Genomic DNA, 24,542 nt, shown 5'->3' on the forward strand with positions numbered 1-24,542 from the left:
CCCATAATCCTGTCTTTTTCATATGTCCATTCCATTCATCTGAACTAAAAATTCATCTAAAACAAATATTCATTTAGACTAAACATTTACCTGAAATTAGCGCTCTCTGCAATATTTTATGCTAACATTTCATCTTTTAACACATTATGATCCCGCAGCACTTTCTCAACCACAGTTCCCTTTACAAGACGGATCAGCGGTTTCTTTAATGCATTAAGCGGTCCAGGAAGCTGGATCTCTAATGGGGATTTGCCATCCATGAGTTTGACACTGCTGTCTAAGAGTTCACGGATATCATATACGCTTCCCCATACCTCAGGTACACCACGATCTACGCCAAGCAGTCCGTATACAGCCTCCATTGCAGTTCTGACAGAGTACTCTGTGGTAAATACAGTATCTCTCGGTGTCTCTGCAAACTGTCCTAAGAATGCAAAATTTACACATCCATCCGGGATAACATCCGGGCGGTCACCTTTGGTTCTTGGCATAAAGAATGCTGTGATGTATGGCATCATAGTCGGTACGCAGACAGCGCTGTGCTCTGCAAGTTCTTCGATCTGATCCGTAGGTACACCCATATGATACAGCCACTCTTCCGTGATCTCTTTACCGGTACACTCTTTCATAGGTTTCTTTACATAATCACCCGGTACATCGGTAAACAATCCGTATACCCATACGCAGACTTTATCTTTATCCTGATCCTTGAACTGTCCCTGTCTGTTGATCGTCCAGCTTAACAGCCAGCTCGAATCCTTGCAGCTTACGATACCACCGGTTACAACTTTGCCACTCTTTGGATCTCTCTTACAGATATTCGTAATATATGGCAGGATCTTATCATCCAGCGTAGTTACCGTTGCAGACTCCCAGTTTGTCTTGGCAACATCGGAGCAGAATTTCTCCGGGCGTCCAAACGACGGATCCTGTTTTGCAATGTTTTTCCATAAATTCCAGCAGCCACTGTTGCGGACTTCTGCATCTCCGTTCGGCGCATGGTTCTGATCACCATAAATCGTGCCTTCGGTGCAGCTTCCGTTTGTCACAAATACAAGATCATTTTCTGTCAGGACAATACCGCTCTCAACACCTTTTACCTTACACTCGATCGCTGTAGCTACTTTTTTGTCACCTTTGATATCAAAGATCACGTTGGTCACTTCCGTATTAAACTGGAAATCAACCCCTGCTGCTTCCAGATATTTCTGCATTGGCAGGATCAATGATTCATACTGATTGTATTTGGTAAATTTCAATGCACTGAAATCTGGGAGACCTGCGATATGATGGATGAATCTCTGGAAATAAAGTTTCATCTCCAATGCGCTGTGCCAGTTTTCAAATGCAAACATGGTTCTCCAGTACAGCCAGAAAGTAGAATCAAACACTTCATCATCAAAGACATCCTCGATCGTCTTGTCGTAGAGATCCTCGTCTTTGGTCATGAAAAGTTTCATGATCTCCATACAGCCTTTCTGGCTTAAATTGAATCTTCCATCGGTATGTGCATCCTCGCCACGGTTTTCAGTTGCACGGCACAGAGAATAGTTCGGATCTTCTTTGTTCAGCCAGTAATATTCATCCAGGACCGATACACCAGGCGTCTCAATCGAAGGAATACTGCGGAAGAGATCCCACAGACACTCAAAATGGTTCTCCATCTCACGACCGCCGCGCATTACATATCCTCTGGACGGATCAAAAATACCATCACATGCACCGCCGGCAATATCCATTGCCTCTAAAATATGGATATGATCGCCCGGCATCTGTCCGTCACGGACCAGAAAACATGCTGCTGCTAAAGATGCAAGACCGCTTCCTACGATGTAAGCGTTTTTCTCATCGACACCTTCCGGTTTTTTCGGATGTGCAAATGCCTCGTAGTTACCATTGGTATAGTAAATGCCTTTACTGTTTTTCTGGTATTTTCCACGCTCTGTATTACGGTATGGCGTACTGTTTTCACTCTGCTGTTTTTCGGCAATTTTCTTTGCTTTTGCCTGTTTATGGCTGTTGTTTGCCGCAACTGCTGCCACGCCGGCTCCTGCTGCAATCAAAGATGCTAACGCGATCGTTTTATTTTTATTTGACATAATAAGAATCTCCTTTCTAACTGCTTTTATTATCTTCGTTCTGTGGTCATCTTATTACTTTCCAAATAAAAATCCAATATACAAAACAGGCGAAATGATAATATTTTTATCACTTCACCTGTTTTGATAAAATTACTCTTTCTCTAAAAAATTCTGGATTGAATTGCCTATACTGCCATGTAATGTCAGGCTCATTTTATTTACAATTTTACTGTAATCTTCCTGCATGCCATCTTTGATCCAGTCTAACATTATACCAACAAAACCATACTTGTAAAAATCTGCGATAAAACGTTTATCCTCCTTAGAAATGCTGCTTGCCTGTGCCTGTTCCTCCACCACACCCTCGATCAGATCGTATGTCAGCTTATAAAGGTAACTTTCGATCTGATCCTTGCTGACAGAACGGTATACATTCATAATAAACGGTTTATTTTCCAATACTGCCTCAAAAATCTGTTCCAGTCCCTCCTGCCAGGAATCATAGGTACGCTTGCCCTGCAGAGCTCTCTTTCCGTCCTCCACGCATGCCCATTCAACCAGATCATAGATATCTTTAAAATGGTAATAAAATGCCATACGGCTGATTCCACAGTCCGTGGTCAGATCCTGAATCGTAATTTTATCAAGTGGTTTCTGTAAAAGTAATTTTTTTAAGGATGCTTCTAATGCCCTTTTGGTTGTATTACTCATACGGACACTCCTTTTCCTTCGTATTTATAATAAATCACAAGTTGTTTAACTATTTTCCCTCGTTTCATACATCTGAAAATACTTGTCTGAATTTTAGCATACCGCTGCTATTCTGTCATCAAAAAGCGTCTATTTTAATAATATTTTTAATTATTGCACAAAAAATCCACCATTTGGGGAAATGGTGGATTTAAAAAGGGGGAGAATTTATGAAAAAAAGTTTTATCACTCTTTCGTGATACTAATAATATATCCGCAATTTGTGAAATCCCGTTGTACATTTTTTGAATACTCTTTGAAGAATCTGTAACAATTCGTTCACACAACGGCTTTCATGTTTTATCTGCCAAGACGGATCACATTCCATGATGCTTTTTTCAATACGCTTGTAACAACACCATCATCCAGTTTACTTCTGTCATTTGCAGCAACCGGATATACATTCTGCTCGTTCAGTGTATTTACTGCTTTCAGGTCATCATTTTCCATCACGATATGTTCTTTGATCTGGTATCCCGCAAAGCTGCGCACATCTGTGGTAAGTTCAACATCCTCTTCTAAGTTACGATTTACTGCAAAGATCGTAACCTCATCCTTTTCTTCATTATAGACAGCTACAGATTCCACATCCGTGATCTCGTCATGCTTTGCAGTTGCATGTTTTGAACTTGCGATCACCGGCTGCAATGCAATGCCTCTGCCATATTTAGATGCATGCATGAAAGGATAGAAAATCGTCTGTTTCCATGCTCCGCCTGCCGCATCGGTCATAATCGGTGCGATAACATTGACTAACTGTGCCAGGCATGCCATCTTGACACGGTCTGCATGTTTCATCAGCGTGATCAGCATCAGTCCGACTAACAATGCATCCTCGAAGTTGTAAATATCCTCTAACATCGGAGGTGCTACCTGCCATGGATGATTTTCTGTAATATCATCATCTGCGGCATTCGAGTGGAACCATACATTCCATTCATCAAAACTTAAATTCATAACTTTTTTGCTGCGTTTTTTCGCTTTAACATAATCACAGGTTGCAATGACTGTACGGATAAATGTATCCATATCATCGGACTGCGCAAGAAAATCATTGCTGTCATTGTCACGGTTGCCATAATACTGATGCATGGAAATATAGTCCACATAATCATAAGTATGACTGAGTGTAACAGCCTCCCAGTCCGGGAAGGTTGGCATATCCAGATTTGAACTTCCGCAGGATACCAGTTCGATATCCGGATCGATCAGACGCATTGCTTTTGCTGTCTCCTCTGCCAGTCTTCCGTACTCTTCCATTGTCTTGTGTCCGATCTGCCATGGTCCGTCCATCTCATTTCCAAGGCACCAGACTTTGATCTTATGCGGATCTTTCACACCATGTTTGATACGCAGGTCACTGTATTTCGTTCCCGAAGGATGATTGCAGTACTCTAAAAGATTGCAGGCATCTGCAATGCCGCGGGTTCCAAGGTTCACTGCCATCATGACATCAGAATTGACTTTCTTTGCCCATTTGGAAAATTCGTTTAAACCGATTTCATTTTTCTCTAAACTTCTCCATGCAAGTTCCAGACGGTGCGGGCGCTCCTCAACCGGCCCCACAGAATCCTCCCAGAAAAAGTTTGACACAAAGTTGCCGCCCGGATAGCGGATGATCGGAACGTCCAGCTCCTTTACCAGCTCCATCACATCTTTGCGGAATCCATCCTCGTCTGCAGACGGATGTCCCGGCTGATAGATTCCCTCATAAACCGCTCTTCCAAGGTGTTCGATAAAAGAACCGTAAATTCTTTTATCGATCGGAGCGATCTGAAATTCTTTATCCAGTACCATTTTCGCTTTTCTACTCATACATATTTCCTCCTGTCACTTAAAATCTTACTCTTTTACCGCACCTGCTGTCATACCTTCGATAAAGTATTTCTGGAAGCAGATAAATAAGATAAATATCGGTATGATGGAAAATACAGAGCCAACAACTAACAGACTGTAGTTATCACCATACGGGTTGATAAGTGTGTTAAGACCAATGGTCAGTGTGTACTTGTCGGCAGAACGAATAACCAGCAACGGCCACAAATAGTTGTTCCATGCATTCATACCATTTAAGATCGCCATTGCGGAAAATGCCGGTTTCATGATCGGTACGATCAGCTTAAAGAAAATACCGTACTCTGTCGCACCATCGATACGTCCTGCTTCGATCAACGATTTGGGCAGTCCTAAAAGATACTGCCGGAAGAAAAAGATCGTAGATGCATGTGCCAAAAACGGAAGCACAACCGATACATAACTGTCCATCATGCCCCAGCTTGAAATCTGTTTGTAAAGAGGGAGCATAATAACCTCAAACGGTACAGAGAGGATCAGAAGAACTATAATAAACAAGAAGTTCTTTCCCTTAAAATCATATGCTGCAAATCCATATGCAACAAATGCACTGATCGCCAATGTCAGGATTACAGTGATCACGGTTAGGATAAGGCTGTTGCCAAACCATGTCCAGTAATCATGTTTGCCTGTAAAAAGTAATTTGTAATTGTCCAGTGTCAGATGCGGGATATCCAGATTCAGATTTAATCCATACTGAAGCAGGAAGTTTCCCGGTTTAAAACTGGCTAATACCAACAGATAGATCGGCAGAACGGTAAGGATCGCAAGGATGGAAAAAAATATGATCATACCGATGGTTGCTGCCCTGTCTTTCTTTTTCTGGCTCATTCCAACAGATTCTGCTGCCATATTATCTCTCCTCCTTCTTAAATGTTCCGGTCAATGCAAGCTGGATGATATTAATGATCATAACAATGATAAGAAGTACTAAACCAACTGCACATGCATATCCCATTGCACGTTTTTCAATACCCTGACGATACAGATAGCCAACGATCGTAAGTCCGATATTCTGTGGGGAGTTATTACCTTTCCATAACATATAAGACTCAAGGAACATGGAAAGTCCTGCATAAATACTGATCGTTAATACATAGATCGTGGTCGGTTTTACAAGCGGTACTGAAATGCTCTTAAACTGCTGCCACTTTGTCGCTCCGTCGATGGAAGCCGCCTCGTAGAGATCCGTGGAGATATTCTGTAACCCTGCAAGGAAATAGAGGATATTGACACCGGTCCAGCGCCAGCACGCTACCAGGAGAAGTGCAAAGTATCCGGTCCATTCACCTTTCAGCCATTTGATGGAAGAATGTCCAAAGAAATTTAAAATCTGGTTTGCAAGTGCCGTATCCATCTCACCAAACATCAGACGGAAGATTGTACCTACAACGACAACAGATGTCAGTGCCGGGATAAAATAAACAGATTTGAAAAATCCCTTCGCCTTCATCAGCTTACTGTTTAACATGCTTGCAAATAACATCGGGAACGGAATTAAAAGTACCAGTGTTCCCACCATGTATTTAAAGCTGTTCCAGACTGCTTTTCTGAAATATGTATCAGAGAGTAATCTCTTATAGTTGTTCATTCCAACCCATTTATCTTTCAGAACGTCCTGAAAACTTAACAGTACACCATTTGCGATCGGGAATACCCAAAACAAAATGACTGTCAGAACAAATGGAAGAATAAACACATAAGGTGCTGCTTTTTGCGAATACAAAAACTTCTTCACTTTATTCATACTGTAATGCCCCCTTTTCCCTCATAACAGGAAACGGGATGCAGGACATCTGCCCCACATCCCTGCCTGTTTAAACCTGTCTCTTATTCTCCAAATTCATTCTGAAGTGCAGACTGTGCCTCGTCTAACGCTTCTTTCACATCCATACCGGACTCGAAGATATTATTCAAAGTCTCTGTACAGAAGATGTTGTTGATTGATGGCATCTTCTCATCTGTATAGCAGGTCAGTAATCCGATGCCGTCCTGAACATCTAATAATGCATCAAATGGCTTTGTATTGAAGTACTGTACATACTTGTTATCCGGGTTCTCTGTTACGGATTTGTCTGTCCATACTGCTGTGTTAACCGGGTCAAATCCTAATACATTCCAAACCTCTACGTTTGCTGTGTCAGAAAGTTTGATGTAAGCAAATACTTCTGCTGCAAGATCAGCATTCGGGCTGGAAGCTACAACTGCTGTACCGGTACCACCACCACCGATTGTCTTTACTGCATCGTTGTCACCAAATACAGGAGGTGCTGCGATTGCAACTTTTCCAGAAAGGTCTGTCATGTAGCTTAAGTAACGGCTGGTCTGCCAGAATGGCATGATTGCTGCTGCAACATCACCGCTGTTGTATAACGGATATGCTTCCTCGTTGTCAGGCTGTCCACCGGCAATTACGTCCATAGCACCTGCATCCTGCATATCTTTCATGGTCTGTAATACTTCAACCATCTTGTCATTGTTTACTGCAAGGCTTCCATCATCATTTAAGTAATCTCCGCCTTTCTGAGCGAGCATTAAGTTTAATGTCCACTGAGCAGTTGTCTCACATGCTGCAAATGTTTTTCCGGTTGCTTCTTTATATTTTGCACCGGCTTCTTTGAAGTCATCCCAGGTCTTAATGGTTGTATAATCAATACCTGCTGCCTCTAATGCTTCTGTGTTGTAGAAAGCAACGGTCGTACCAACGTGTGTAGGGAATCCATAATAGTTGCCATCTTTGGAGTAAAGCTGTAATCTGGACTCTACTACATTGTCAAGATACGGTTCTACTGCATCGTTCAATGGTTTTAATCCAATATCACCTGTCATGAATGCAGGGAATTTACCAAGCTCGATATCAACGACATCCGGAGCACCTTCTCCTGACTCCAATGCTAATGATAATTTGTTATGCATATCATCATATGCCATGTTGGATAAAACAAGTTTAACTTTCTTATCCGGGTTTTCTTCGTTCCACTTCTCAGCCATGCTGGTGTAGAAATCCTGATGGTTCTCGATGAATGTCCAGACCTCAAGTGTTGTGACATCATCACCTTCTACATCCATCTCTCTTCTTCCTGCGCCGCTGTCTGCGCTCTCAGTACCGGATGCTGCTTCCCCCGCATCGGCGCTGGTGTTTCCTGCTGTGGAATTACCGCCACATCCAGCGAGCATTCCAACTGTCATTGCTGCACACATTAATGCTGCTAAAACCTTTTTCTTCATACTTTTACCTCCCAAATGGTTTTTCTTTATCAGATCGGAAGTATCTCCTTTTTCAGATGATCTTCCGTGTGATACATATTTTTCTGTCAGATCAGATTCCTGATCCAGACTGCCATCTCCCCGGTTTTCCGGTTTCCCCAGTAACAATATGGGACTGCTTTCAATGTTACATCCTTTAACTCCGGCGGCTGTTCTTTGTATAACTCTTCTGCCGTCCAGTTATCTTCTAAGATACGTTTTCCCTTTGCCTCTACTGTCATCACACCGCCTAAAAGCTGTTCTTCCCACTTTTCGGTCAGCGGCTCTTTTGTATCTACATATAGGGAACTTAAATTTGCTCCATTATCTGTTTCCTCAATGCAATATACCAGCGGTCCACGCATGATACATACTTTTCCTTCATCCGCTCTGACTTTTGGATTTGCATATACAAATCTTGCTTTCATATCACAGGATATCCTGATCTCCTCAGATGCCATAAGATCTGTTATCATAAGATAGCCGTTTTTAATGAGCGGTGTTTCAATTTTCTGTTTTCCGCGCCACACGTTAAATTCTTTCGTGTAACCAGGAATCCTGAGTGCCAGTGTTCCTTTGGACGCTTCCTTTGAATCCAGACGGATCGTTACCGTTCCATCCTTTAAGAAATTACTTTCCACATCCACTTCTGTCTCTGTTTCTCCGATCAGAAGTTTTGTCTGATTCGATATATATAAATTGATGTATAAACTGTTTTCATCTGCCCCGTAGATGTACTGTCCTAAGGAGGCAAGTGTTCTTGCTATATTCGGTGGACAGCACGCCACGCCAAACCATTTCTGTCTGACCGGTTTTACATGTTCCATGGATGTCCGTTCAATACAGTTATCCGGCCATACTTCCAATGGATTTACATAGAAGAAACTCTTTCCATCCATCGCAATTCCGGCAAGTACCGTATTATACAGTGCTTTTTCCACAATGTCCGCATATTTAGCATCCTTTGTGATCTGTTCCATCCGCTTTGCAAACATCGCCAGTCCGATGGATGCACAGGATTCGGAATAATTTCTGTCATTCGGAAGGTCATAGTCGGTTGTAAACCGCTCTAACAATCCTGATGAACCGATACCGCCTGTGATGTACATTCTTTTCTCTGTCATGTTATTCCAGAGTGTTTTACAGGCATCTAATAATGTCTCATCCTGATATTCATATGCCAGATCTGCCATCGCACTGTAGAGATAAACAGCTCTTACTGCATGCCCCTCTGCCGTTTTCTGCTCCCTTACCGGCAGATGCGACTGGGAATATTCCGGTACATATCCGGCAAATTCAGGAAATATCTGCTGATATTTTTCTTTCTTCTCTTCCTGAAAGAAATAATTTTCTCCCACACCTCTTGCATCAATAAAAAACTTTGCAAGATCAAGATATCTTTTCTGTCCGGTTGCCCGGTACAATTTTACTAAAGCAAGTTCTACTTCCGGATGCCCCGGATAGCCATGACACTTTCCTTTCTCCGGTCCAAATGTCTCACAGATCAGATCTGCAAATCTTGAAACGATGTCGAGGAACTTTCTTTTTCCTGTTGCATTGTAATATGCAACCGCTGCTTCGATCATGTGTCCTGCCGTGTAAAGCTCATGTCCTTCTTTCAGATTCGTCCATCTTCTGTCAGGTTCTTTGATCGTGAAGTAGGTATTTAAATATCCGTCTTCACATTGTGCCTTCCCTATCAGGTCGATCGTCTCATCGGCAAGTTTTTCCAACTTGTCATCTCTTCCGGATGAATCTAAGGTAAATGCAACTGCCTCTAACCACTTTGCAACATCGGTATCCTGAAAGACAGCTCCTTCAAAATCTCCCTCTGCCTCACCTGCAGCAATCTTAAAGTTCTTGATACAGTGGCTTGGCGCCGCATCTTTCACATTGTCATTTAACGTGTTCCACTGGTAAGGAAGTATGACATCTTTTACTAATCGGATGTATTTATCCCAAAATGCATCTTTGATCTGAATCTGATGCAGCGGCACATCTGTCAGTTTTTTCTTCTCCATAACTTCCTCCCTCCTTCATGCGCCTGTCATGTGTAATATTAAACGTTTAACCAGGTCAAAATGTCTGTTCTCAGTTTATTCACACTTCATTCATACTTTTTGCATGTTTTTTGAAGTGCTTTTGCTTTTTTTCGTTATTTTGATTGATTTCTATTTCGTTCTTGTTTATATATAACATACTGTTTGCAATAATTAAAGTCTGTTATTTTATATTTATATCAATATATTACTATTTTTTATTATATTTTCTTCTCTTTTCTAACTTTTTCTAAGTTTTTGCTTTTTCGCACAATTTATTTATTTTTTAAATCGTTTAACCATGTGCAACTTGCACAAATAGTGCATATTTCCTATAAAACATTACATTTATTCACAAATATCTTCACCTACATAAAATAAGCCCTTTCTGCCGGATAATCAGCAAAAAGGACTTATTTACGGATGACAAAGTATTTTATTTCTATAATGTTTTGATCGACTGACGGATTAACTGTTTACATGGGACTTTATATACCAGCGGTTCTTCTGTCTCACCCGGCTGATTTTCCACAAGACCTATCATAACCTCAGCAGCTCTGTAACCGATATCATGAAGCGGAAGTTCGGTTGTGGAAAGCGGCGGTTTATAATAACTTGACAGTTCTCTGTTATCATACCCTGCGATTGAAATCTCCTGAGGTATTTTAATTCCCGATTCATCTGCCCAGTCATAGCATCCGCCTGCCATAAGGTCATTCATACAGAATATGGCAGTTACCTGTTTCTTAAAAAGCTGCTTTGCACCAATATGTCCGGATTCTCTCCCCCAGTCTCCGTAATAGATCAGCTCAGGATCGTACAAAAGCCCCGCATCACGCAACGCTTTCTGGTACCCGATCAGACGCGCCTGTGCATGGAGACTGTCGGTTTTTCCTGTTATCACTCCAATCTTTTTATGTCCCTTTGTGATCAGATAGCGGATCATCTCATATGCTCCCCGCTCATCATCCACAACTACGGAAGGAATGCTTTTACTCTCCGTATAGCCGTATGCCATCACAGCCGGAATGCTTAAATTGTCGGGAATACAATGCATGATGCGCTCATGTGCCGTCACATAGATAATTCCATCCACCTGTGTTGCGATCAGTTTCTTGATCTCCTCATCCACCAGTCCGTAATAATCCGTTCTGTGATAATAATAATCATTATATTTTTTATACAATCTTAAATTGGTCAGAAGGATCTGATATTTTACCTTTTCACAATATTCCGTAATACCGTCAATGATGTCCGGTATGCTAAAGATCGTCATATCCTCTGCAATGACTCCGATGCTTCTGGTATTGCGCGCTTTTAAATTTTTTGCCACATAGTTTGGCATATAATCCATTTCTTTTGCAGTTTTTAACACAAGATTTCTTGTCGTTTCGCTTGCCCCCGGCTTTTCATTCAGGATATTCGAAACGGTAGCTACCGACACACCGCAGGCTTTTGCAATTTCTTTGATCGTCGCCATAACCTTACCTCCCGTACCACAAATCCCCTTTATTTAACAATATTTCCAATCAAAAATCAATATCTTTCGATCAGGTATCGAATTTTTGCCCCGGTTATGCTACACTGGTATCTATGAGAATCTTAATTTTATCCTGTAATACCGGCGAAGGGCACAATGCCGCCGGAAAAGCGATCCGGGAAGCTGCCATCCGGTGCGGCCACACTGCCGACATGCTGGATATATTTCTGCTCTCCGGCAAAAAAACTTCACATGCAGTAGGCGGTGCCTACGTGGAACTTGTAAAACATATGCCACATGCTTTTGGTATGCTCTATAAAATCGGCATGGCGATTTCGAGTAGCAAACATAAATCACCTGTCTACTATACCAATGCACTGATGGCAAAAAAACTTGCCGCCTATTTAAAACAGCATGATTATGATATCATCGTAACGCCACACCTTTACCCGGCAGAAACAATGACGTACATGAAGAAAAAGGGGATGCTAAAAATTCCTGCTGCTGCGATCGGCACCGATTATACCTGTATTCCATTCTGGGAAGAGACAGAGCTGGATGCCTATTTTCTGCCCCATGAGGACTGCGTTGCAGAATATGTACACCGTGGGATTCCTGCTGACAGACTATACCCTTACGGTATTCCTGTCAGTCACGCATTTTCCCCTTCTGACGACCGCATTTTAGCGAAGATCCGTGCGCGCAATTCCTTAAATCTGCCACCAAATGTCCCGATCTGCCTTGTTATGAGTGGCAGTATGGGATTCGGGAAACTCGCTGTCTTTGCGGCTGAACTTTCACTGCGTTTAAGATCCGGCGAGCATATGATCATTATCTGTGGCAATAACAAGCACATTTATGATGTGCTGCAAAAACAATTTAAGAATCATCCGCGTGTTCATATTCTTGGCTACACCAACCGTGTTGCCGACTATATGGATGCCTGTGATGTGATCTTTACCAAACCGGGTGGTCTCACCTCCACAGAAGCGTTAGTAAAGCGTATTCCGATCGTCCATACAGCACCGATTCCCGGATGTGAGACCGCAAACCGCAATTTCTTTGTAAAGAGACATCTTTCCGTCTCCTCAAAATATATTGCAAAACAGATCACACTCGGAAAAAGACTGCTCACCAGCTCCCCTGATGGGCATGGAAATATTTCCCTGCGGGAAGAAATGCTTTTCGCACAGATGGAAAATGGGAAACCGGACGCTGCCGTGCACATCATAAAAACATTAGAAAAAATAGTTACTGGTCACACAATGTATGCATTTTAAATTATTATGACATATTTTATTTTTATCCTTCTGGGATTTGTTTTAGGCAGTACATTATTTGCCTACTGGATTTCCAGATTATTTTTCAAAACCGACATTATAAAAACATCCACTGATCACAATCCTGGTGTCGCAAATGCTTACATGCAGGCAGGTTTTTTCGCAGGTACATTATCCCTGCTCTGTGAACTTTTAAAAGGTACCATTCCGGTGTTTTTTGCCGGAAAATTCTTAGACTGCGGTTCCCTGCTGTTTGCGCTTGTCATGGCAGCTCCTGTATTCGGTCACGCTTTCCCTTTTTTCCAAAAAGAAAAAGGCGGCAAAGCAATTGCCGTCTCTTTCGGAGTTATGATCGGACTGTTTCCGGAAATTTATCCTCTCATCAGCCTGATCTTTTATTATATTTTATTTTCACTGGTGCTCACACTGCGCCCGCATTCTTTCCGGTCCGTCATTACATACGGACTGTTTACGCTGACTGTGTTTGTGATCGTACCTCAAAATTCCATACGACTCGGCTGTTTTATCATTTCAGCGGTCGTGATCTACCGTCATATCATCCGCTACCACGATGAGCCGCTGCAGATCTTACTGTTCGGAAAACATCTGTTATTTCAGAAACATTGATCCTACTTTTGACTGTGCACAGTTTTTGTGTGCAGAACTTCCATATAGCCTCATCCTGTGATTATTTTACCAGCAGAGCACCTCATGACCGTCTTCCGTCACCAGTACCATGATCTCCCACTGTGCAGACGGAAGTCCGTCCTCGGTATAAACTTCCCAGTCGTTCTTATCATCTACATAGATGTCTACTTTGCCCATATTGACCATCGGTTCGATCGTAAAGATCATACCTGGAACTAAGAGCATTTCCTGTCCACGTTTTGTGTTGTAGCCAACCCATGGTTCTTCATGAAACTCAAGTCCGACTCCATGTCCACCGATCTCACGCACAACTGTATAGCCGTTTGCAAATGCATGGTCATGCACAGCCTGCCCCATATCGCCTAAAAATCCCCATGGTTTTACTTCTTTTAATCCAAGTTCCACGCACTCTTTTGTGACTTCCACAAGACGCTTCTTCTCCGGGCTTACATCCCCGATGCAGAACATTCTTGAAGAATCCGAAAAATATCCGTTTAAAATCGTAGATACATCTACATTGATGATATCCCCGGACTTTAAAATCACATCTTTAGACGGAAAACCATGACATACCTGATCATTTACAGAAGTACATACACTGTACGGATATCCCTCATAATTAAGCGGTGCCGGAATACCACCCATTTCTGTTGTCATATCATAAACGATCTTGTCAATCTCTGCTGTATTCATACCCTCATGGATATGCTTCTCAATATAATCCAGCACTGCTATATTGATCTTGCAGCTCTCTTTAATTCCTGCGATCTGATCAGCATTCTTAATAAGGTCATGTGTCGGGACAATATGTCCCTGTGAAGCGATCAGGGCGATACGCTCATCAAATGCCTGATGGCATGCTTTGTATTTTTTCCCGCTTCCGCACCAGCACGGATCATTTCTCCCAATTTTTACTGACATAATTTCTGCACCACCTGATTGATCACACTTCCGTCAGCCTTTCCTTTTAACTCCGGCATAACAGCTTTCATGATCTGTCCTTTATTTTTACTTGCTGCCACATCAGCAAACTTCTCTGTAATATATGCCTCTACCTCTTCTGCTGACATCATCTGTGGTGCATATTCTGCAAAAATATCATATCTTGTCTGGTATTCTGCCAGAAGATCTTCCCTGCTTGCAGGACAGGTGTCAATCTGCTCTTTTACAGATTTCATCTCCTTTAAGATCACTCTGTTTACCAGTTCCTCTTTAATATCATCTCTGCATCCCTCGTCGATCGCAGCTTTCTTCGCTGCGGAAACAAGTGTGGAAATTGCATCCTTACGTACTTTATCTCTCGCCTTCATGGCAGCTATCATATCTTTTTGTAATGTTTCAAACTGCATAATACTCCTACCTTCCTGATTCTAATAATCTTTATTGATTATAGCATAATTTCTATATAATTCATAATTTTTTTCAATATCTATTGCTGCTTTTTTATCATCAAAGTTACAACACACGCCGCACCGTTGTGATCGTACGGTAGGTTGCATTTCCATAACAGATACCACTCGACGGTGTCGATGCATGGACGATCCTGCCGCCACCCATATAGATTGCCACATGTCCGGGATAACAGATAATATCCCCCGGCTGTGCATTCTCATAGCTGACTGCCTGTCCGCTCGACTGGAGTGCATAGGAACTTCTTGGAAGTGAAACACCAAAATGGCTGTATACAAGAGACACAAAACCGGAGCAGTCCGTTCCATCCGTCAGACTGTTTCCACCAAACACATATGGATTTCCCACAAAATTAGTCGCATAAGATACCACACTGCTGCCACTCACACCGGTAGAATAGGACGGATTTAAAGCATTATTCGTCAATCCTGTTGAACTGCTGTTAGAGGAACCACTGTCAGAACTGCTCCCCGAAGAACTGTTTCCTGAATCTGTTGTGGATGTACTGCCTCCTGTACTGTCTGTTGATGTTCCACCATCCGTAGATGCAGTCTGGGATGTATTATTCTTTTTGCTTTTCTTTGCCTTTGCTTCTGCTTCTTTTCTGGCTTTTTCCTGACGTGCCTGTTCCTGTACGATCACTTCATTCTGTTTACGGATTGTGGAAGCATACTGACTCGCCAGAGTCTTTGCATTTGAAAGCTGTGAATCAAAATCTGCGATCTGTGCTTTCTTTTCATTGATCACCTGATTTAAAGATGCTTCCTGCTGCTCATAACTTTGTTTCAGCTCCTCCATATCTGCCAGTTCCTGCTCTAACTGTGACTCTAAATCTGCCACCTGCTGTACCGTCTCCTGATATGCCACCAAAAGCTCCCTGTCATAGCTGTATACCTCTGAGACATATTCCACACGGTTTAAAAGATCCGATATATCTTCTGACTTCACAATGGCATCTAAAAATGTATCATCACCATTTTCATACATGTACTGGATTCTCTGCTTCATATCCGCATACTGCTTCTGTTCCTTTTCCTGTGCCGCTGCAAGGTCTGTCTTTGCCTGATCGATCTCGCCTTCCTTGTTGTCAATATCTGTCTTTAAAAGTTCCATATCTGTCAGAAGTGACATCAACTGCTCATCATATGCTGCCATCTGACTTTTCACTTTACTCTGCTCACTCTGTATATTGTTAATCTGCTGGTTAATGTTATCTAAATTCTGCTGTGCCTCATTTTTTTTCTTCTGCGCATCTTTGATCACAGATGCATCTGCAGAGTAAAAACACGCAAATCCGATCACACCTGCCATAACCACAGCGATCATTCTTTTTCTTTTTTTTGTATATTTTAATGCCTTTTCCCACTTCATCAAGCATTTCTCCTTCTGTTACCTGCAAAAATAAGCACGGCAGACTGCGACTGGCAGAAACCGTACTTATTTATTCTATCACACTTTATTATATGTTTGTTAGGATTTCCACAAATTCACAAATACTTAATATTTTACCCGACCTGTTTCACGATCAAAATCTTTTCACCTGCGGAAAGTGTTTCACTTTTTCTATGGTTTGTCTCCATGATATTTTGTATGGTCGTATGATTTTCTTTTGCGATCGTCCACAGGTCATCTCCCTCCCTGGCGATATACCCCACCAGTCCCGGCCGGTTTCTGAGCATCTCAAGATCCGGTTGTGACTCTGTGGCATCTTCGATATTTGGTATGATCTCCGAAACAAAGGCGAGCAGATCAAGCCGTACTGCTGCACGGATCTCAACATGCTCCTGATCCAGCATAACTGCAGAAAGCTGTTCTAATGAAGCATCCAGCTCCACCTTTGCCTGCGTTGACATTTCCGGGATTTCCACAAGCTGTGAAAATGGATAAATTTCCTGCATCGCTCCAACCGGCATATGATCATCCGGAGTAATATATAAAATATGAACCTCGATCGTTCCTTCCGCAAGAACACCTTCCGGCGTTATTTCCTGTCGTTCTAAAAGTACTTTTCCCTCACAGGAACAGATCTGAAGAACTTTTTCTTTGTCCTCTTTTAATTCCATCTGCTCAGTCATCCTGCACTTTGCGGCATTTTTAACAAGAAGTCTCTCCAGCGGACACTCCTTCCAGACAGGCTTTACATCTTTCTGCAATGAGTACAGATCTGTTAAAAGCCTTATCTTTTCTTCCTTCCAGATACGGATATGCATATCTAATGCCAGTTCCATGACAAGGATTCTCTCCTCCCCATCATAATCCGGTTTGACTTCCAGCTCCATCGTCACAGGTATCATCTTTACCTGCCAGATACAGTCATTCTCCATGACACCGCACTCTGCCTGTGCATCCAGCGGAACTGTTGTCTCATACCAGGATAAATGTTCTCCTTCCTCCTCATCATTGTATAATATGGAAACCAGTATTTCCCCGGAAAATCTGATATTGCCTTCCGTAAGCCTGCTTTCAACATTGCGTAGCTGCATACTCTGCCAGAGTATTTCACGGATATTCGGTTTACTTGATGGCAGAACCGCCTCACTTTTCTGTCTGCAGATATCACGCCGCACCACGAGCAGTTTTAACGCTTCCTTTTCTACAATATTCTGTTCATAGTCACTGCCATCTGAAAGTTCACATGTCAGCTCCTCATCCACTTCTGTATCTGCAGATGCCGTCAGGACAATTACCGCACGGATATTTAGTTTTCTGGAGTTGATCACACCAACTGTAAGATCTTCTATATCCCCCACAGCATGAACTGCATCATATTCACTCAGTCCATCCATATTGAGCCGTTCCTGAAATGGGATTTCACCACGCAGGCAGCTTATTTTACCTTCCTGTTTATCACTCCGGTAAAGTACTTTAAAAATAAGGCTTCCCTTGATCCATGCAGCCCCCTCCATCGCCTTTACCTCATCAAAACGCAGTTCTCCATGTTCTTTTATTACTTTTACAATATCCTGTCTGTAGTCCGGCACATTATAGTCATCATCCAATGTGATCTGTGTAACTGCAGATCCTCTTTTTTCACTTCTATGTAGTTTTATTTTCTGAAATTCCAAAAAAAGTCCCCCATTCCGAATCTTTGTAACCATCTTATTCGGACATGGGGGATTTTATACCTGTTTAGCACAATTTCATGCGTATATCTCTTGTAACAATATCAGAATAACTGAATGATAATAACTGAGGTGGATTTTCTTCACGCTCATCATTTACCAGGATCGTGAATACGCTTGGGTAAGCATTCTGGATGACGCCTTCCTGGATGTCAACTTTATTGCGTCCTCGGTCAAGCTGAATCATTACTTTTTTCCCGCACTGCTGATGCACGGATGCCCGAACTTTTCTGATGTCTGCCTGTTGCATGTGTTCTACCTCCTTAATCCGGTATTCTGCAATCATACACATTTGTAATAATATCTCTACCGGACTCCTTTTCTGCTTTAGAATAGCACTGTGCTAAATTTTTGTCAAACATAATTAAATTATTTAAAAAAATTTTAAGAATATTTACTCAAAAATGATACTTTTGTCCTGGTTTTTTACCTGAATTACAATATAAGGAAAACTTGGGCTTGCGTTTGTAACTTCGCCCTTTCTTGGCCCGATGAGTTCTGTATCAAATACCACTGCGTTTGTGGTCAGATAACAGTCTTTCACACAGATACTGTATCCTCCTGTCGCCTGTTCTCCATATCCACGTACAATATACAGATCATCCTCCATCTCATAAGTGAGTTTAAAATCCGCTGTTTTCTTTTCTTCGATCATTGATCTTAACTCTTCCGGTGTCTCAGATTCCTCAACGATCGTATATGTAAGATCACTTACCTTCGTTTCATTTGTCTGCTCGATACTGCATCCGCTGATCACTCCCGCCATCAGCAGACCCACCCCACATATTCTTACCAGATACTTTTGAAACATGCTTTCTTACACCCGCCCCTAGTTTACGCTTCTATCTTAATATATGGCTTCTTACCTTTAAATATGTCTTTTTTAGTTGTTTTTCCCCTGGATACCTTATATAATGTGGATATATAAAACTTGGGGATTTCCCCGGAAAGGACGCACTATGTTACGCGCAATACTTGCATTGCTTTTTGCCATACTCTATCTGATCATTGGTATTCCGGTGCTTTTTGTCGAGTGGATCATCGGGAAATTTAACCGCCAGGCTGCCGATATCAGCCAGCTTCGCATGGTACAGTGGGCATTTCGTGTCATTCTCTTTATCTGTGGCACAAAACTAACCATCATCGGGGAGGAAAATGTTCCAAAAGACCAGCCGGTTCTTTACATCGGCAATCACAGAAGTTATTTCGATATCATCATCACTTACTCACGCTGTCCGCGTCTGACCGGTTATGTCGCAAAGGATTCCATGAAAAAAGTTCCTCTTTTATCTACCTGGATGACACGGCTGCACTGTCTGTTCATCAACCGTTCTGATGTCAAGGAAGCATTAAAGACGATCCTTGCAGGAATCGATAATATCAAAAATGGGATTTCCATGTGTATTTTTCCTGAAGGAACACGCAACAAAACGGATGATCTGATGCTCCCATTCAAAGAAGGAAGTTTTAAAATGGCAGAAAAAACCGGATGTCTGATTGTACCTATGGCGATCTCCGGTTCCGCCGATATTTTAGAAGCACATTTTCCAAAAGTAAAACCGGTACATGTCATTGTAGAATATGGCAGACCGATCGATCCGAAGTCTTTAGACAAAGACACACGTAAAAAGATCGGTGCACACTGTCAGGGTGTGATCGCCGGAATGCTTGAGAAAAATGATCCACAGATTTGAATTATCTGCCACATGTTTCGTATATATTCGATCGTTCTGGATATGCAGAAAAATCCCCGAACCACCATCGTGATCCGGGGATTTTTATTTTTCATAAACGATTATAAATTCGCATTTTCCCACAGTTACTTACTTTGTAAGCTGTCCTACGACCTCCGGGAATCCCATAAAATGAGATGCCTTTACTAATACAGTGTCACCACTCTTCACATAAGGCAGCAATTCTGCTGTGAGTTCATCTTTTGATTTAAAATAATGAACCTCCGTCTGTGGACTGCATTTTTTTACCGCCTGTGCCAGATTCTCTGACAATACGCCCGCTGCAAACAGGACATCGATTCCTTTTCCTTTAAAATGCTCTCCGACCATTGCATGCAATTCTTTCTCATTCTCACCAAGTTCTCCCATATCACCAAGCACTGCAATCTTTCTGTCTGGTGCCGCTGCAAGCACGTCAATGGACGCTTTCATAGAAACAGGATTGGCATTGTAACAATCGTCGATGATCGTCATTCCCTCCTTATGGATCAGATTGCTTCTTCCTCCGATTGTTTTGACCGACTCGATCCCACGTTTCATTTCATCCACACTAAGACCGAGCTTTCTTGCAACACAGACTGCCGCTAACGCATTGTATACATTATGCTCTCCTGCGATTGGAATCATCACTGCAAAATTCTCTTCCCCAATATGTATTACCGCTTTTGTTCCGTCTAACCCCACCGGCTCTACATCCGTTGCATATACTTCTTTCTCTGCAAGATATTTTTCGCCCTGCTCTGTCTTTGCAAGTTTTGCTTCTTTTCCGATACCGTAAAATACTGTCTTATTTCCGTTTACTGTCTTTTTCTCACAGAGTTTATCATCGTCCCCATTTAACACAGCAATTCCTTCCGGTGTCAGATGTTCAAAACTCTCTGTTTTTGCCTTTAATATTCCATCTCTGGTCAGAAGATTCTCCAGATGGCACAATCCGATATTAGTGATCACACAGATATCCGGATACGCCATTTCCGCAAGGCGGTGCATCTCTCCAAATTCTGAGATTCCCATCTCAAGCACTGCAACTTCATGCTGTTCCCTGATCTTAAAGATCGTAAGCGGAAGACCGATCTCATTATTGAAATTTCCCTCTGTCTTTAACACATTATATTTCTGGGAAAGAACCGATGCGATCATCTCTTTTGTGCTTGTTTTTCCAACACTTCCGGTAATGCCGACAACTTTGATATCGAGAGTTCTCCTGTAATATGCCGCAAGTTTTTTCATCGCACCAAGCGTTGATTCTACTCTGATATACGGGCCTGCCGGATCAGAAAGCTCCTGCTCGGATAATACGGCAAGTGCTCCTTTTTCAAATACCTGCGGTATAAACCGGTGACCGTCCACCTTTTCTCCTTTTACCGCAATAAAAAGATATCCCGGTTCTACCTGTCTGCTGTCGATCACAGCTCCGGTAATTTCTTTTGTTTTGTCTGTCTCACTGCCATAATATACTCCGTCGCACACTTCTGTAATGCGTTCCAGCGTCATATTTTTCATGATAATCTCCATTCCTGATTTTTATTTTTCGTATTTACTCATGGAAATCTGAATCAGCTTCTCACACAATTCGTTAAAGTTCACACCGACAACCTGTGCTTCCTGTGGCAGAAGACTTGTAGGTGTCATTCCCGGTAAAGTATTTGCCTCTAAACAATAAATGTTTTCGTTCTCATCTAACAGGAAATCTGTACGTGAATAGGTGTCAAGTCCAAGCACCTGTGCTACCTGTTCTGCATAATGCTGCATTTTCTCTGTGACAGCTTCAGAAAGTTCCGCCGGACAGGTCTCAACTGCACTGCCTGCTTTGTATTTATTCTTGTAATCATAGAATCCCTGCACCGGAGCGATCTCAATGATCGGAAGTGCCTTTCCCTCGATCACACCGACAGAAAACTCACGTCCCTTTACATATTCTTCCACGATCAGATTTTCTTCCCAGCGGAAGGCTTCATCTAAAGCGGCTTTATATTCATCCGCATTATGTGCGATAGAAACACCGATACTCGAACCACCGCAGCACGGTTTTACCACACATGGGAAACTGATGCCAAGTTTTGCGATATCATCGCTGCGGTCAGCCTTTTTCATGGACGCACCCTTTGGAGCCGGTATGCCAGCAGATAAAAACAGTTTTTTCGACATTTCTTTATCCATGGCAAGCGCACTGCTCAAATAACCGCTGCCTGTATAACGAATCCCAAACAGATCAAATGCAGCCTGGATCTTACCATTTTCCCCATTTTCTCCATGCAGTGCCATAAATACGATATCTGACATCTGACACAATTCGATCACATTCGGTCCAAAGAAATTATCTGACTGATCTTTTCTGGATGCTTTTACCTTTGCAAGATCCGGTGCGATTTCCGGTATTCCGGACACTTTTACGCTCACTTCTTCACTCCGGTCAAAAATACCTGTCAGATCTTCTTTTTTATCACTGTATCCCATAAATACATCAAGTAAGATCACCTGATGTCCATTCTCTCTCAATGCCTTTGCCACCATATCTCCGGTTTTAAAGGAAACATCTCTTTCTGTACTTAAACCACCTGCTAAAACAACAATCTTCATGGTATACTCTCCTTACTCATAAAAACATTTCTGCTTTATAGTATACCTTTTTTCTTTATGTGGCAAGGAATTTGCACATTCCTTTGTACTTTTTATGCCTGCATGACATCCTTTCTTAATTTATTTTCTGCCGTTAGGCAATGTCTCCTGGCAGTGCCTCCCGACAGGCGAACACCATTTTCTTTATTTTACTCCCCGTTTTCCCGCATTACCTGCAGCAGCCACAAAAATATCTGTCTGCCAAGCAGATCCTGTCTACCGATCATACTTCCATACCGGTATATTTTTGCAACTACATCTTCGCAACGTTCTTTTTCCCCCGTCAGCAATATTTCACAGAGCAATCCATATCGCTCTCTGTTCCCAGTGCACTGCCTGTCGATTTCTTTCCATAGTTCTGGATACCTTCTTGCCAGATCCACCAGCATCTCCACCCCGTTGTACATTTCTTCCGCTTTTTTCTGCTTTATTATATAATTTTCCACTCTTACTCTACTGTCATGCAGGCACTTATACTACATAAGTATCTTATGTCTGTCGAATTTTGTCAACTACATTTGATTTTTCATTTCAGATATTTTGATTACCAAAATATCTTGACAATCTTCTGCGTATCCTATATATTTGTTTTTGTTTGATAGTCAAACTATTTTGTCGGAGGATTAAAAATGAGTGTACGAATTATTGTTGATTCCGCATCTGATCTCACAAAAGAACGGGCAGATGCATTAAATCTTGATTATATGCCTTTAAAAACCATCTTTGGTGAAACGGAATATTTAGACGGTGTTACCATTTCCCATAAAGAATTTTATGAAAAACTGATCGAATGTGGAACGATCCCGACGACCAGCCAGATATCGCCTCATGACTTTGAAGCTAAATTCAAAGAAGTAAAAGATGCCGGCGACACCGCTGTTGTGATCTGCCTGTCCTCCCTTTTATCCGGTACATATCAGAGTGCCCACATTGCACTCGATGGTTACGAGGACTGCATCACATTAGTGGACAGCTTAAATGTATGCCTCGGCGAACAGATTCTCGTACTTTATGCCGTAAGACTGCGCGACCAGGGACTTTCCGCAAAAGAAATTGCCGAAAAACTTGAAGAAAAGAAGAAGGATGTCTGCGTCTTAGCCGTATTTGATACCCTCGAATATTTAAAACAGGGTGGACGTATCTCAAAGACTGCTGCATGGGCTGGAAATATCCTGTCCATCAAGCCTGTTATTGCTATCGAAAAAGGTGAAGTTGTGATCTTAGGAAAAGCAAGGGGGTCTAAAAACGGTAATAATATCCTGATCCAGGAAGTGAAAAATAAAAACGGCATTGATTTTTCCATGCCGTATATGCTGGGATACAGTGGACTCGACGATTCACTGCTTCAGAAATATATTGCAGACAGCGCAGATCTCTGGGCCAGTCAGACAAAGGAGCTGCCGGTCAGCACAATCGGTAGTACAATTGGGACACACGCCGGTCCGGGAGCGATCTGTGTATCGTTCTTTCATAATGCTTAATACAGAATGTAGGAACGAAAGGTATATTTCAATTTATTGACCGTCAAATTGCACAAAATCACAGTACAACAAAAACCACCCTGCGGCATTCTCCTGCCACAGGGTGGTTTTATTCACAGCACAATTCTGCAATGATCCATTTTAATATTCCGGTTCGATCAATCCGTATGTGTTGCCTTTTCTCTTGTATACAACGTTGACATCTTCTGTCTCCGCATTGATAAATACGAAGAAATCATGTCCTAATAACTCCATCTGTACACATGCATCTTCCGGATACATCGGCTTCATATCGAACTTCTTAGAACGGATGATCTTGATCTCCTCGTCATCATCAGATGCTGCATCCAGAAAATCCTGTTTGAAAACGGACGCTGCGCTCTGCTGTTTCGTAACCAGCTTCGTTCTATATTTCTTTAACTGACGTTCAATAACCTCTTCTACCAGATCGATCGATACATACATATCGTTGCTTACCTGTTCAGAACGAATATAGTTTCCTTTCATCGGAATCGTAACTTCCACCTTCTGGCGTTCCTTCTCCACGCTCAGCGTTACATAGACATCTGTGTCCGGTGTGAAGTACTTCTCTAATTTGTTTAACTTGTCCTCCACTGCCTCTTTGATACCATCGGTCAATTCAATGTTTCTTCCTGTAATCTTGATTCTCATGATGTCCAACCCCTTTGCCGTTTATTTGATACAGATTTATATCATGGTTTTATTATAGCACTTTCCACAAATATTTCAATACAATATATCATTTTTTATATATTTTTCAGAATATTTATATTTTCCT

22 protein-coding genes are annotated in these 24,542 nt (G+C 42.0%); 4 read left to right on the forward strand and 18 right to left on the reverse strand.

All coding sequences use genetic code 11. The features are described from left to right. Positions 1–116 precede the first annotated feature (116 nt). The 8 genes from ACDD58_RS06115 to ACDD58_RS06150 all read right to left on the reverse strand — a co-directional run bounded on the left by ACDD58_RS06115 (position 117) and on the right by ACDD58_RS06150 (position 11,450). Positions 117–2,099 (reverse strand): oleate hydratase, encoded by a 1,983-nt coding sequence (locus ACDD58_RS06115; protein ID WP_370776419.1) that lies wholly within the window; start codon positions 2,097–2,099, stop codon positions 117–119. Between the two features lie 132 nt (positions 2,100–2,231). Next, positions 2,232–2,792: a TetR-like C-terminal domain-containing protein gene (locus ACDD58_RS06120; protein WP_118210406.1), complete on the reverse strand. Its 561-nt coding sequence runs from the start codon at positions 2,790–2,792 to the stop codon at positions 2,232–2,234. A gap of 339 nt (positions 2,793–3,131) precedes the next feature. Then, positions 3,132–4,646 carry an alpha-N-arabinofuranosidase gene (locus tag ACDD58_RS06125; RefSeq protein WP_370776423.1) on the reverse strand — a complete coding sequence of 505 codons (1,515 nt, stop codon included), beginning with the start codon at positions 4,644–4,646 and terminating at the stop codon, positions 3,132–3,134. A 27-nt stretch (positions 4,647–4,673) separates the two neighbouring features. Then, positions 4,674–5,537 carry a carbohydrate ABC transporter permease gene (locus ACDD58_RS06130; RefSeq protein WP_195522618.1) on the reverse strand — a complete coding sequence of 288 codons (864 nt, stop codon included), beginning with the start codon at positions 5,535–5,537 and terminating at the stop codon, positions 4,674–4,676. Position 5,538: 1 nt separating this feature from the next. Next, a complete protein-coding gene (locus ACDD58_RS06135) occupies positions 5,539–6,432 on the reverse strand; it encodes a carbohydrate ABC transporter permease (protein WP_006856419.1) in 894 nt (297 codons plus the stop codon). Positions 6,433–6,515: 83 nt separating this feature from the next. Next, a complete protein-coding gene (locus ACDD58_RS06140) occupies positions 6,516–8,060 on the reverse strand; it encodes an ABC transporter substrate-binding protein (RefSeq protein ID WP_370776427.1) in 1,545 nt (514 codons plus the stop codon). Beyond that, complete coding sequence (locus ACDD58_RS06145; protein WP_118210408.1) at positions 8,000–9,952, reverse strand: glycoside hydrolase family 127 protein; 1,953 nt, start codon at positions 9,950–9,952, stop codon at positions 8,000–8,002. The genes ACDD58_RS06140 and ACDD58_RS06145 overlap by 61 nt, the downstream gene beginning before the upstream one ends. 460 nt (positions 9,953–10,412) lie before the next feature. Next, a complete protein-coding gene (locus ACDD58_RS06150) occupies positions 10,413–11,450 on the reverse strand; it encodes a LacI family DNA-binding transcriptional regulator (RefSeq protein ID WP_118210409.1) in 1,038 nt (345 codons plus the stop codon). 113 nt (positions 11,451–11,563) lie between these two features. On the opposite strand from ACDD58_RS06150, the gene ACDD58_RS06155 reads away from it, so the two are divergent. Together ACDD58_RS06155 and ACDD58_RS06160 are read left to right on the forward strand one after the other, a co-directional pair. Then, positions 11,564–12,730, forward strand: coding sequence for a glycosyltransferase (locus ACDD58_RS06155; RefSeq protein WP_118210410.1), 1,167 nt, complete (start codon positions 11,564–11,566; stop codon positions 12,728–12,730). Positions 12,731–12,736: 6 nt separating this feature from the next. Further along, positions 12,737–13,357: a glycerol-3-phosphate acyltransferase gene (locus tag ACDD58_RS06160; protein ID WP_370776431.1), complete on the forward strand. Its 621-nt coding sequence runs from the start codon at positions 12,737–12,739 to the stop codon at positions 13,355–13,357. Between the two features lie 66 nt (positions 13,358–13,423). On the opposite strand, the gene ACDD58_RS06165 is transcribed toward ACDD58_RS06160, so the two are convergent. The 6 genes from ACDD58_RS06165 to ACDD58_RS06190 form a co-directional block, all read right to left on the reverse strand. Continuing rightward, positions 13,424–14,299 (reverse strand): methionyl aminopeptidase, encoded by an 876-nt coding sequence (locus ACDD58_RS06165; protein ID WP_117920089.1) that lies wholly within the window; start codon positions 14,297–14,299, stop codon positions 13,424–13,426. Further along, positions 14,290–14,727: a GatB/YqeY domain-containing protein gene (locus ACDD58_RS06170; protein ID WP_006856410.1), complete on the reverse strand. Its 438-nt coding sequence runs from the start codon at positions 14,725–14,727 to the stop codon at positions 14,290–14,292. The genes ACDD58_RS06165 and ACDD58_RS06170 overlap by 10 nt, the downstream gene beginning before the upstream one ends. Before the next feature lie 106 nt (positions 14,728–14,833). After that, positions 14,834–16,159, reverse strand: a complete 1,326-nt coding sequence (locus tag ACDD58_RS06175; protein WP_117920087.1) for a C40 family peptidase — start codon at positions 16,157–16,159, stop codon at positions 14,834–14,836. Between the two features lie 134 nt (positions 16,160–16,293). Then, on the reverse strand, positions 16,294–17,853 hold the full coding sequence (locus tag ACDD58_RS06180; RefSeq protein ID WP_243006763.1) for an SPOCS domain-containing protein: 1,560 nt from the start codon (positions 17,851–17,853) through the stop codon (positions 16,294–16,296). A 64-nt stretch (positions 17,854–17,917) separates the two neighbouring features. Beyond that, the gene (locus ACDD58_RS06185; protein WP_117920124.1) at positions 17,918–18,160 is read right to left on the reverse strand and encodes a Veg family protein; all 243 of its coding nucleotides are present in this window, start codon (positions 18,158–18,160) and stop codon (positions 17,918–17,920) included. Positions 18,161–18,304: 144 nt separating this feature from the next. Then, on the reverse strand, positions 18,305–18,721 hold the full coding sequence (locus ACDD58_RS06190; RefSeq protein ID WP_370776436.1) for a protease complex subunit PrcB family protein: 417 nt from the start codon (positions 18,719–18,721) through the stop codon (positions 18,305–18,307). A 148-nt stretch (positions 18,722–18,869) separates the two neighbouring features. Between ACDD58_RS06190 and ACDD58_RS06195 the strand changes: the two genes are divergently transcribed. Next, positions 18,870–19,604, forward strand: a complete 735-nt coding sequence (locus ACDD58_RS06195) for a 1-acyl-sn-glycerol-3-phosphate acyltransferase (RefSeq protein WP_117920081.1) — start codon at positions 18,870–18,872, stop codon at positions 19,602–19,604. A gap of 129 nt (positions 19,605–19,733) precedes the next feature. On the opposite strand, the gene murF is transcribed toward ACDD58_RS06195, so the two are convergent. The 3 genes from murF to ACDD58_RS06210 form a co-directional block, all read right to left on the reverse strand. Further along, entirely contained in the window at positions 19,734–21,146 is a 1,413-nt protein-coding gene (gene murF / locus ACDD58_RS06200; RefSeq protein ID WP_118210413.1) for a UDP-N-acetylmuramoyl-tripeptide--D-alanyl-D-alanine ligase, read from the reverse strand. Between the two features lie 21 nt (positions 21,147–21,167). Beyond that, positions 21,168–22,223: a D-alanine--D-alanine ligase gene (locus ACDD58_RS06205; protein ID WP_117920077.1), complete on the reverse strand. Its 1,056-nt coding sequence runs from the start codon at positions 22,221–22,223 to the stop codon at positions 21,168–21,170. 188 nt (positions 22,224–22,411) lie between these two features. Then, positions 22,412–22,708, reverse strand: coding sequence for a hypothetical protein (locus tag ACDD58_RS06210; protein WP_117920075.1), 297 nt, complete (start codon positions 22,706–22,708; stop codon positions 22,412–22,414). Positions 22,709–22,891: 183 nt separating this feature from the next. Between ACDD58_RS06210 and ACDD58_RS06215 the strand changes: the two genes are divergently transcribed. After that, positions 22,892–23,743: a DegV family protein gene (locus ACDD58_RS06215; RefSeq protein WP_117920073.1), complete on the forward strand. Its 852-nt coding sequence runs from the start codon at positions 22,892–22,894 to the stop codon at positions 23,741–23,743. 141 nt (positions 23,744–23,884) lie between these two features. On the opposite strand, the gene hpf is transcribed toward ACDD58_RS06215, so the two are convergent. Further along, positions 23,885–24,415 carry a ribosome hibernation-promoting factor, HPF/YfiA family gene (gene hpf / locus ACDD58_RS06220; RefSeq protein ID WP_117920071.1) on the reverse strand — a complete coding sequence of 177 codons (531 nt, stop codon included), beginning with the start codon at positions 24,413–24,415 and terminating at the stop codon, positions 23,885–23,887. Between the last annotated feature and the right edge of the window lie 127 nt (positions 24,416–24,542).

The organism is Roseburia sp., from assembly GCF_041325975.1.
GTDB lineage: Bacteria > Bacillota > Clostridia > Lachnospirales > Lachnospiraceae > Roseburia > Roseburia rectibacter.

What these genes read in the sequence shown, in the direction of transcription:
- ACDD58_RS06150 (WP_118210409.1), bottom strand. Translation starts at nt 11,450, where the DNA reads ATGGCGACGATCAAAGAAATTGCAAAAGCCTGCGGTGTGTCGGTAGCT.
- ACDD58_RS06190 (WP_370776436.1), bottom strand. Translation starts at nt 18,721, where the DNA reads ATGTTTCAAAAGTATCTGGTAAGAATATGTGGGGTGGGTCTGCTGATG.
- ACDD58_RS06165 (WP_117920089.1), bottom strand. Translation starts at nt 14,299, where the DNA reads ATGTCAGTAAAAATTGGGAGAAATGATCCGTGCTGGTGCGGAAGCGGG.
- ACDD58_RS06145 (WP_118210408.1), bottom strand. Translation starts at nt 9,952, where the DNA reads ATGGAGAAGAAAAAACTGACAGATGTGCCGCTGCATCAGATTCAGATC.
- ACDD58_RS06185 (WP_117920124.1), bottom strand. Translation starts at nt 18,160, where the DNA reads ATGCAACAGGCAGACATCAGAAAAGTTCGGGCATCCGTGCATCAGCAG.
- ACDD58_RS06125 (WP_370776423.1), bottom strand. Translation starts at nt 4,646, where the DNA reads ATGAGTAGAAAAGCGAAAATGGTACTGGATAAAGAATTTCAGATCGCT.
- ACDD58_RS06155 (WP_118210410.1), top strand. Translation starts at nt 11,564, where the DNA reads ATGAGAATCTTAATTTTATCCTGTAATACCGGCGAAGGGCACAATGCC.
- hpf (WP_117920071.1), bottom strand. Translation starts at nt 24,415, where the DNA reads ATGAGAATCAAGATTACAGGAAGAAACATTGAATTGACCGATGGTATC.
- ACDD58_RS06130 (WP_195522618.1), bottom strand. Translation starts at nt 5,537, where the DNA reads ATGGCAGCAGAATCTGTTGGAATGAGCCAGAAAAAGAAAGACAGGGCA.
- murF (WP_118210413.1), bottom strand. Translation starts at nt 21,146, where the DNA reads ATGAAAAATATGACGCTGGAACGCATTACAGAAGTGTGCGACGGAGTA.
- ACDD58_RS06135 (WP_006856419.1), bottom strand. Translation starts at nt 6,432, where the DNA reads ATGAATAAAGTGAAGAAGTTTTTGTATTCGCAAAAAGCAGCACCTTAT.
- ACDD58_RS06195 (WP_117920081.1), top strand. Translation starts at nt 18,870, where the DNA reads ATGTTACGCGCAATACTTGCATTGCTTTTTGCCATACTCTATCTGATC.
- ACDD58_RS06170 (WP_006856410.1), bottom strand. Translation starts at nt 14,727, where the DNA reads ATGCAGTTTGAAACATTACAAAAAGATATGATAGCTGCCATGAAGGCG.
- ACDD58_RS06205 (WP_117920077.1), bottom strand. Translation starts at nt 22,223, where the DNA reads ATGAAGATTGTTGTTTTAGCAGGTGGTTTAAGTACAGAAAGAGATGTT.
- ACDD58_RS06120 (WP_118210406.1), bottom strand. Translation starts at nt 2,792, where the DNA reads ATGAGTAATACAACCAAAAGGGCATTAGAAGCATCCTTAAAAAAATTA.
- ACDD58_RS06160 (WP_370776431.1), top strand. Translation starts at nt 12,737, where the DNA reads ATGACATATTTTATTTTTATCCTTCTGGGATTTGTTTTAGGCAGTACA.
- ACDD58_RS06215 (WP_117920073.1), top strand. Translation starts at nt 22,892, where the DNA reads ATGAGTGTACGAATTATTGTTGATTCCGCATCTGATCTCACAAAAGAA.
- ACDD58_RS06175 (WP_117920087.1), bottom strand. Translation starts at nt 16,159, where the DNA reads ATGAAGTGGGAAAAGGCATTAAAATATACAAAAAAAAGAAAAAGAATG.
- ACDD58_RS06115 (WP_370776419.1), bottom strand. Translation starts at nt 2,099, where the DNA reads ATGTCAAATAAAAATAAAACGATCGCGTTAGCATCTTTGATTGCAGCA.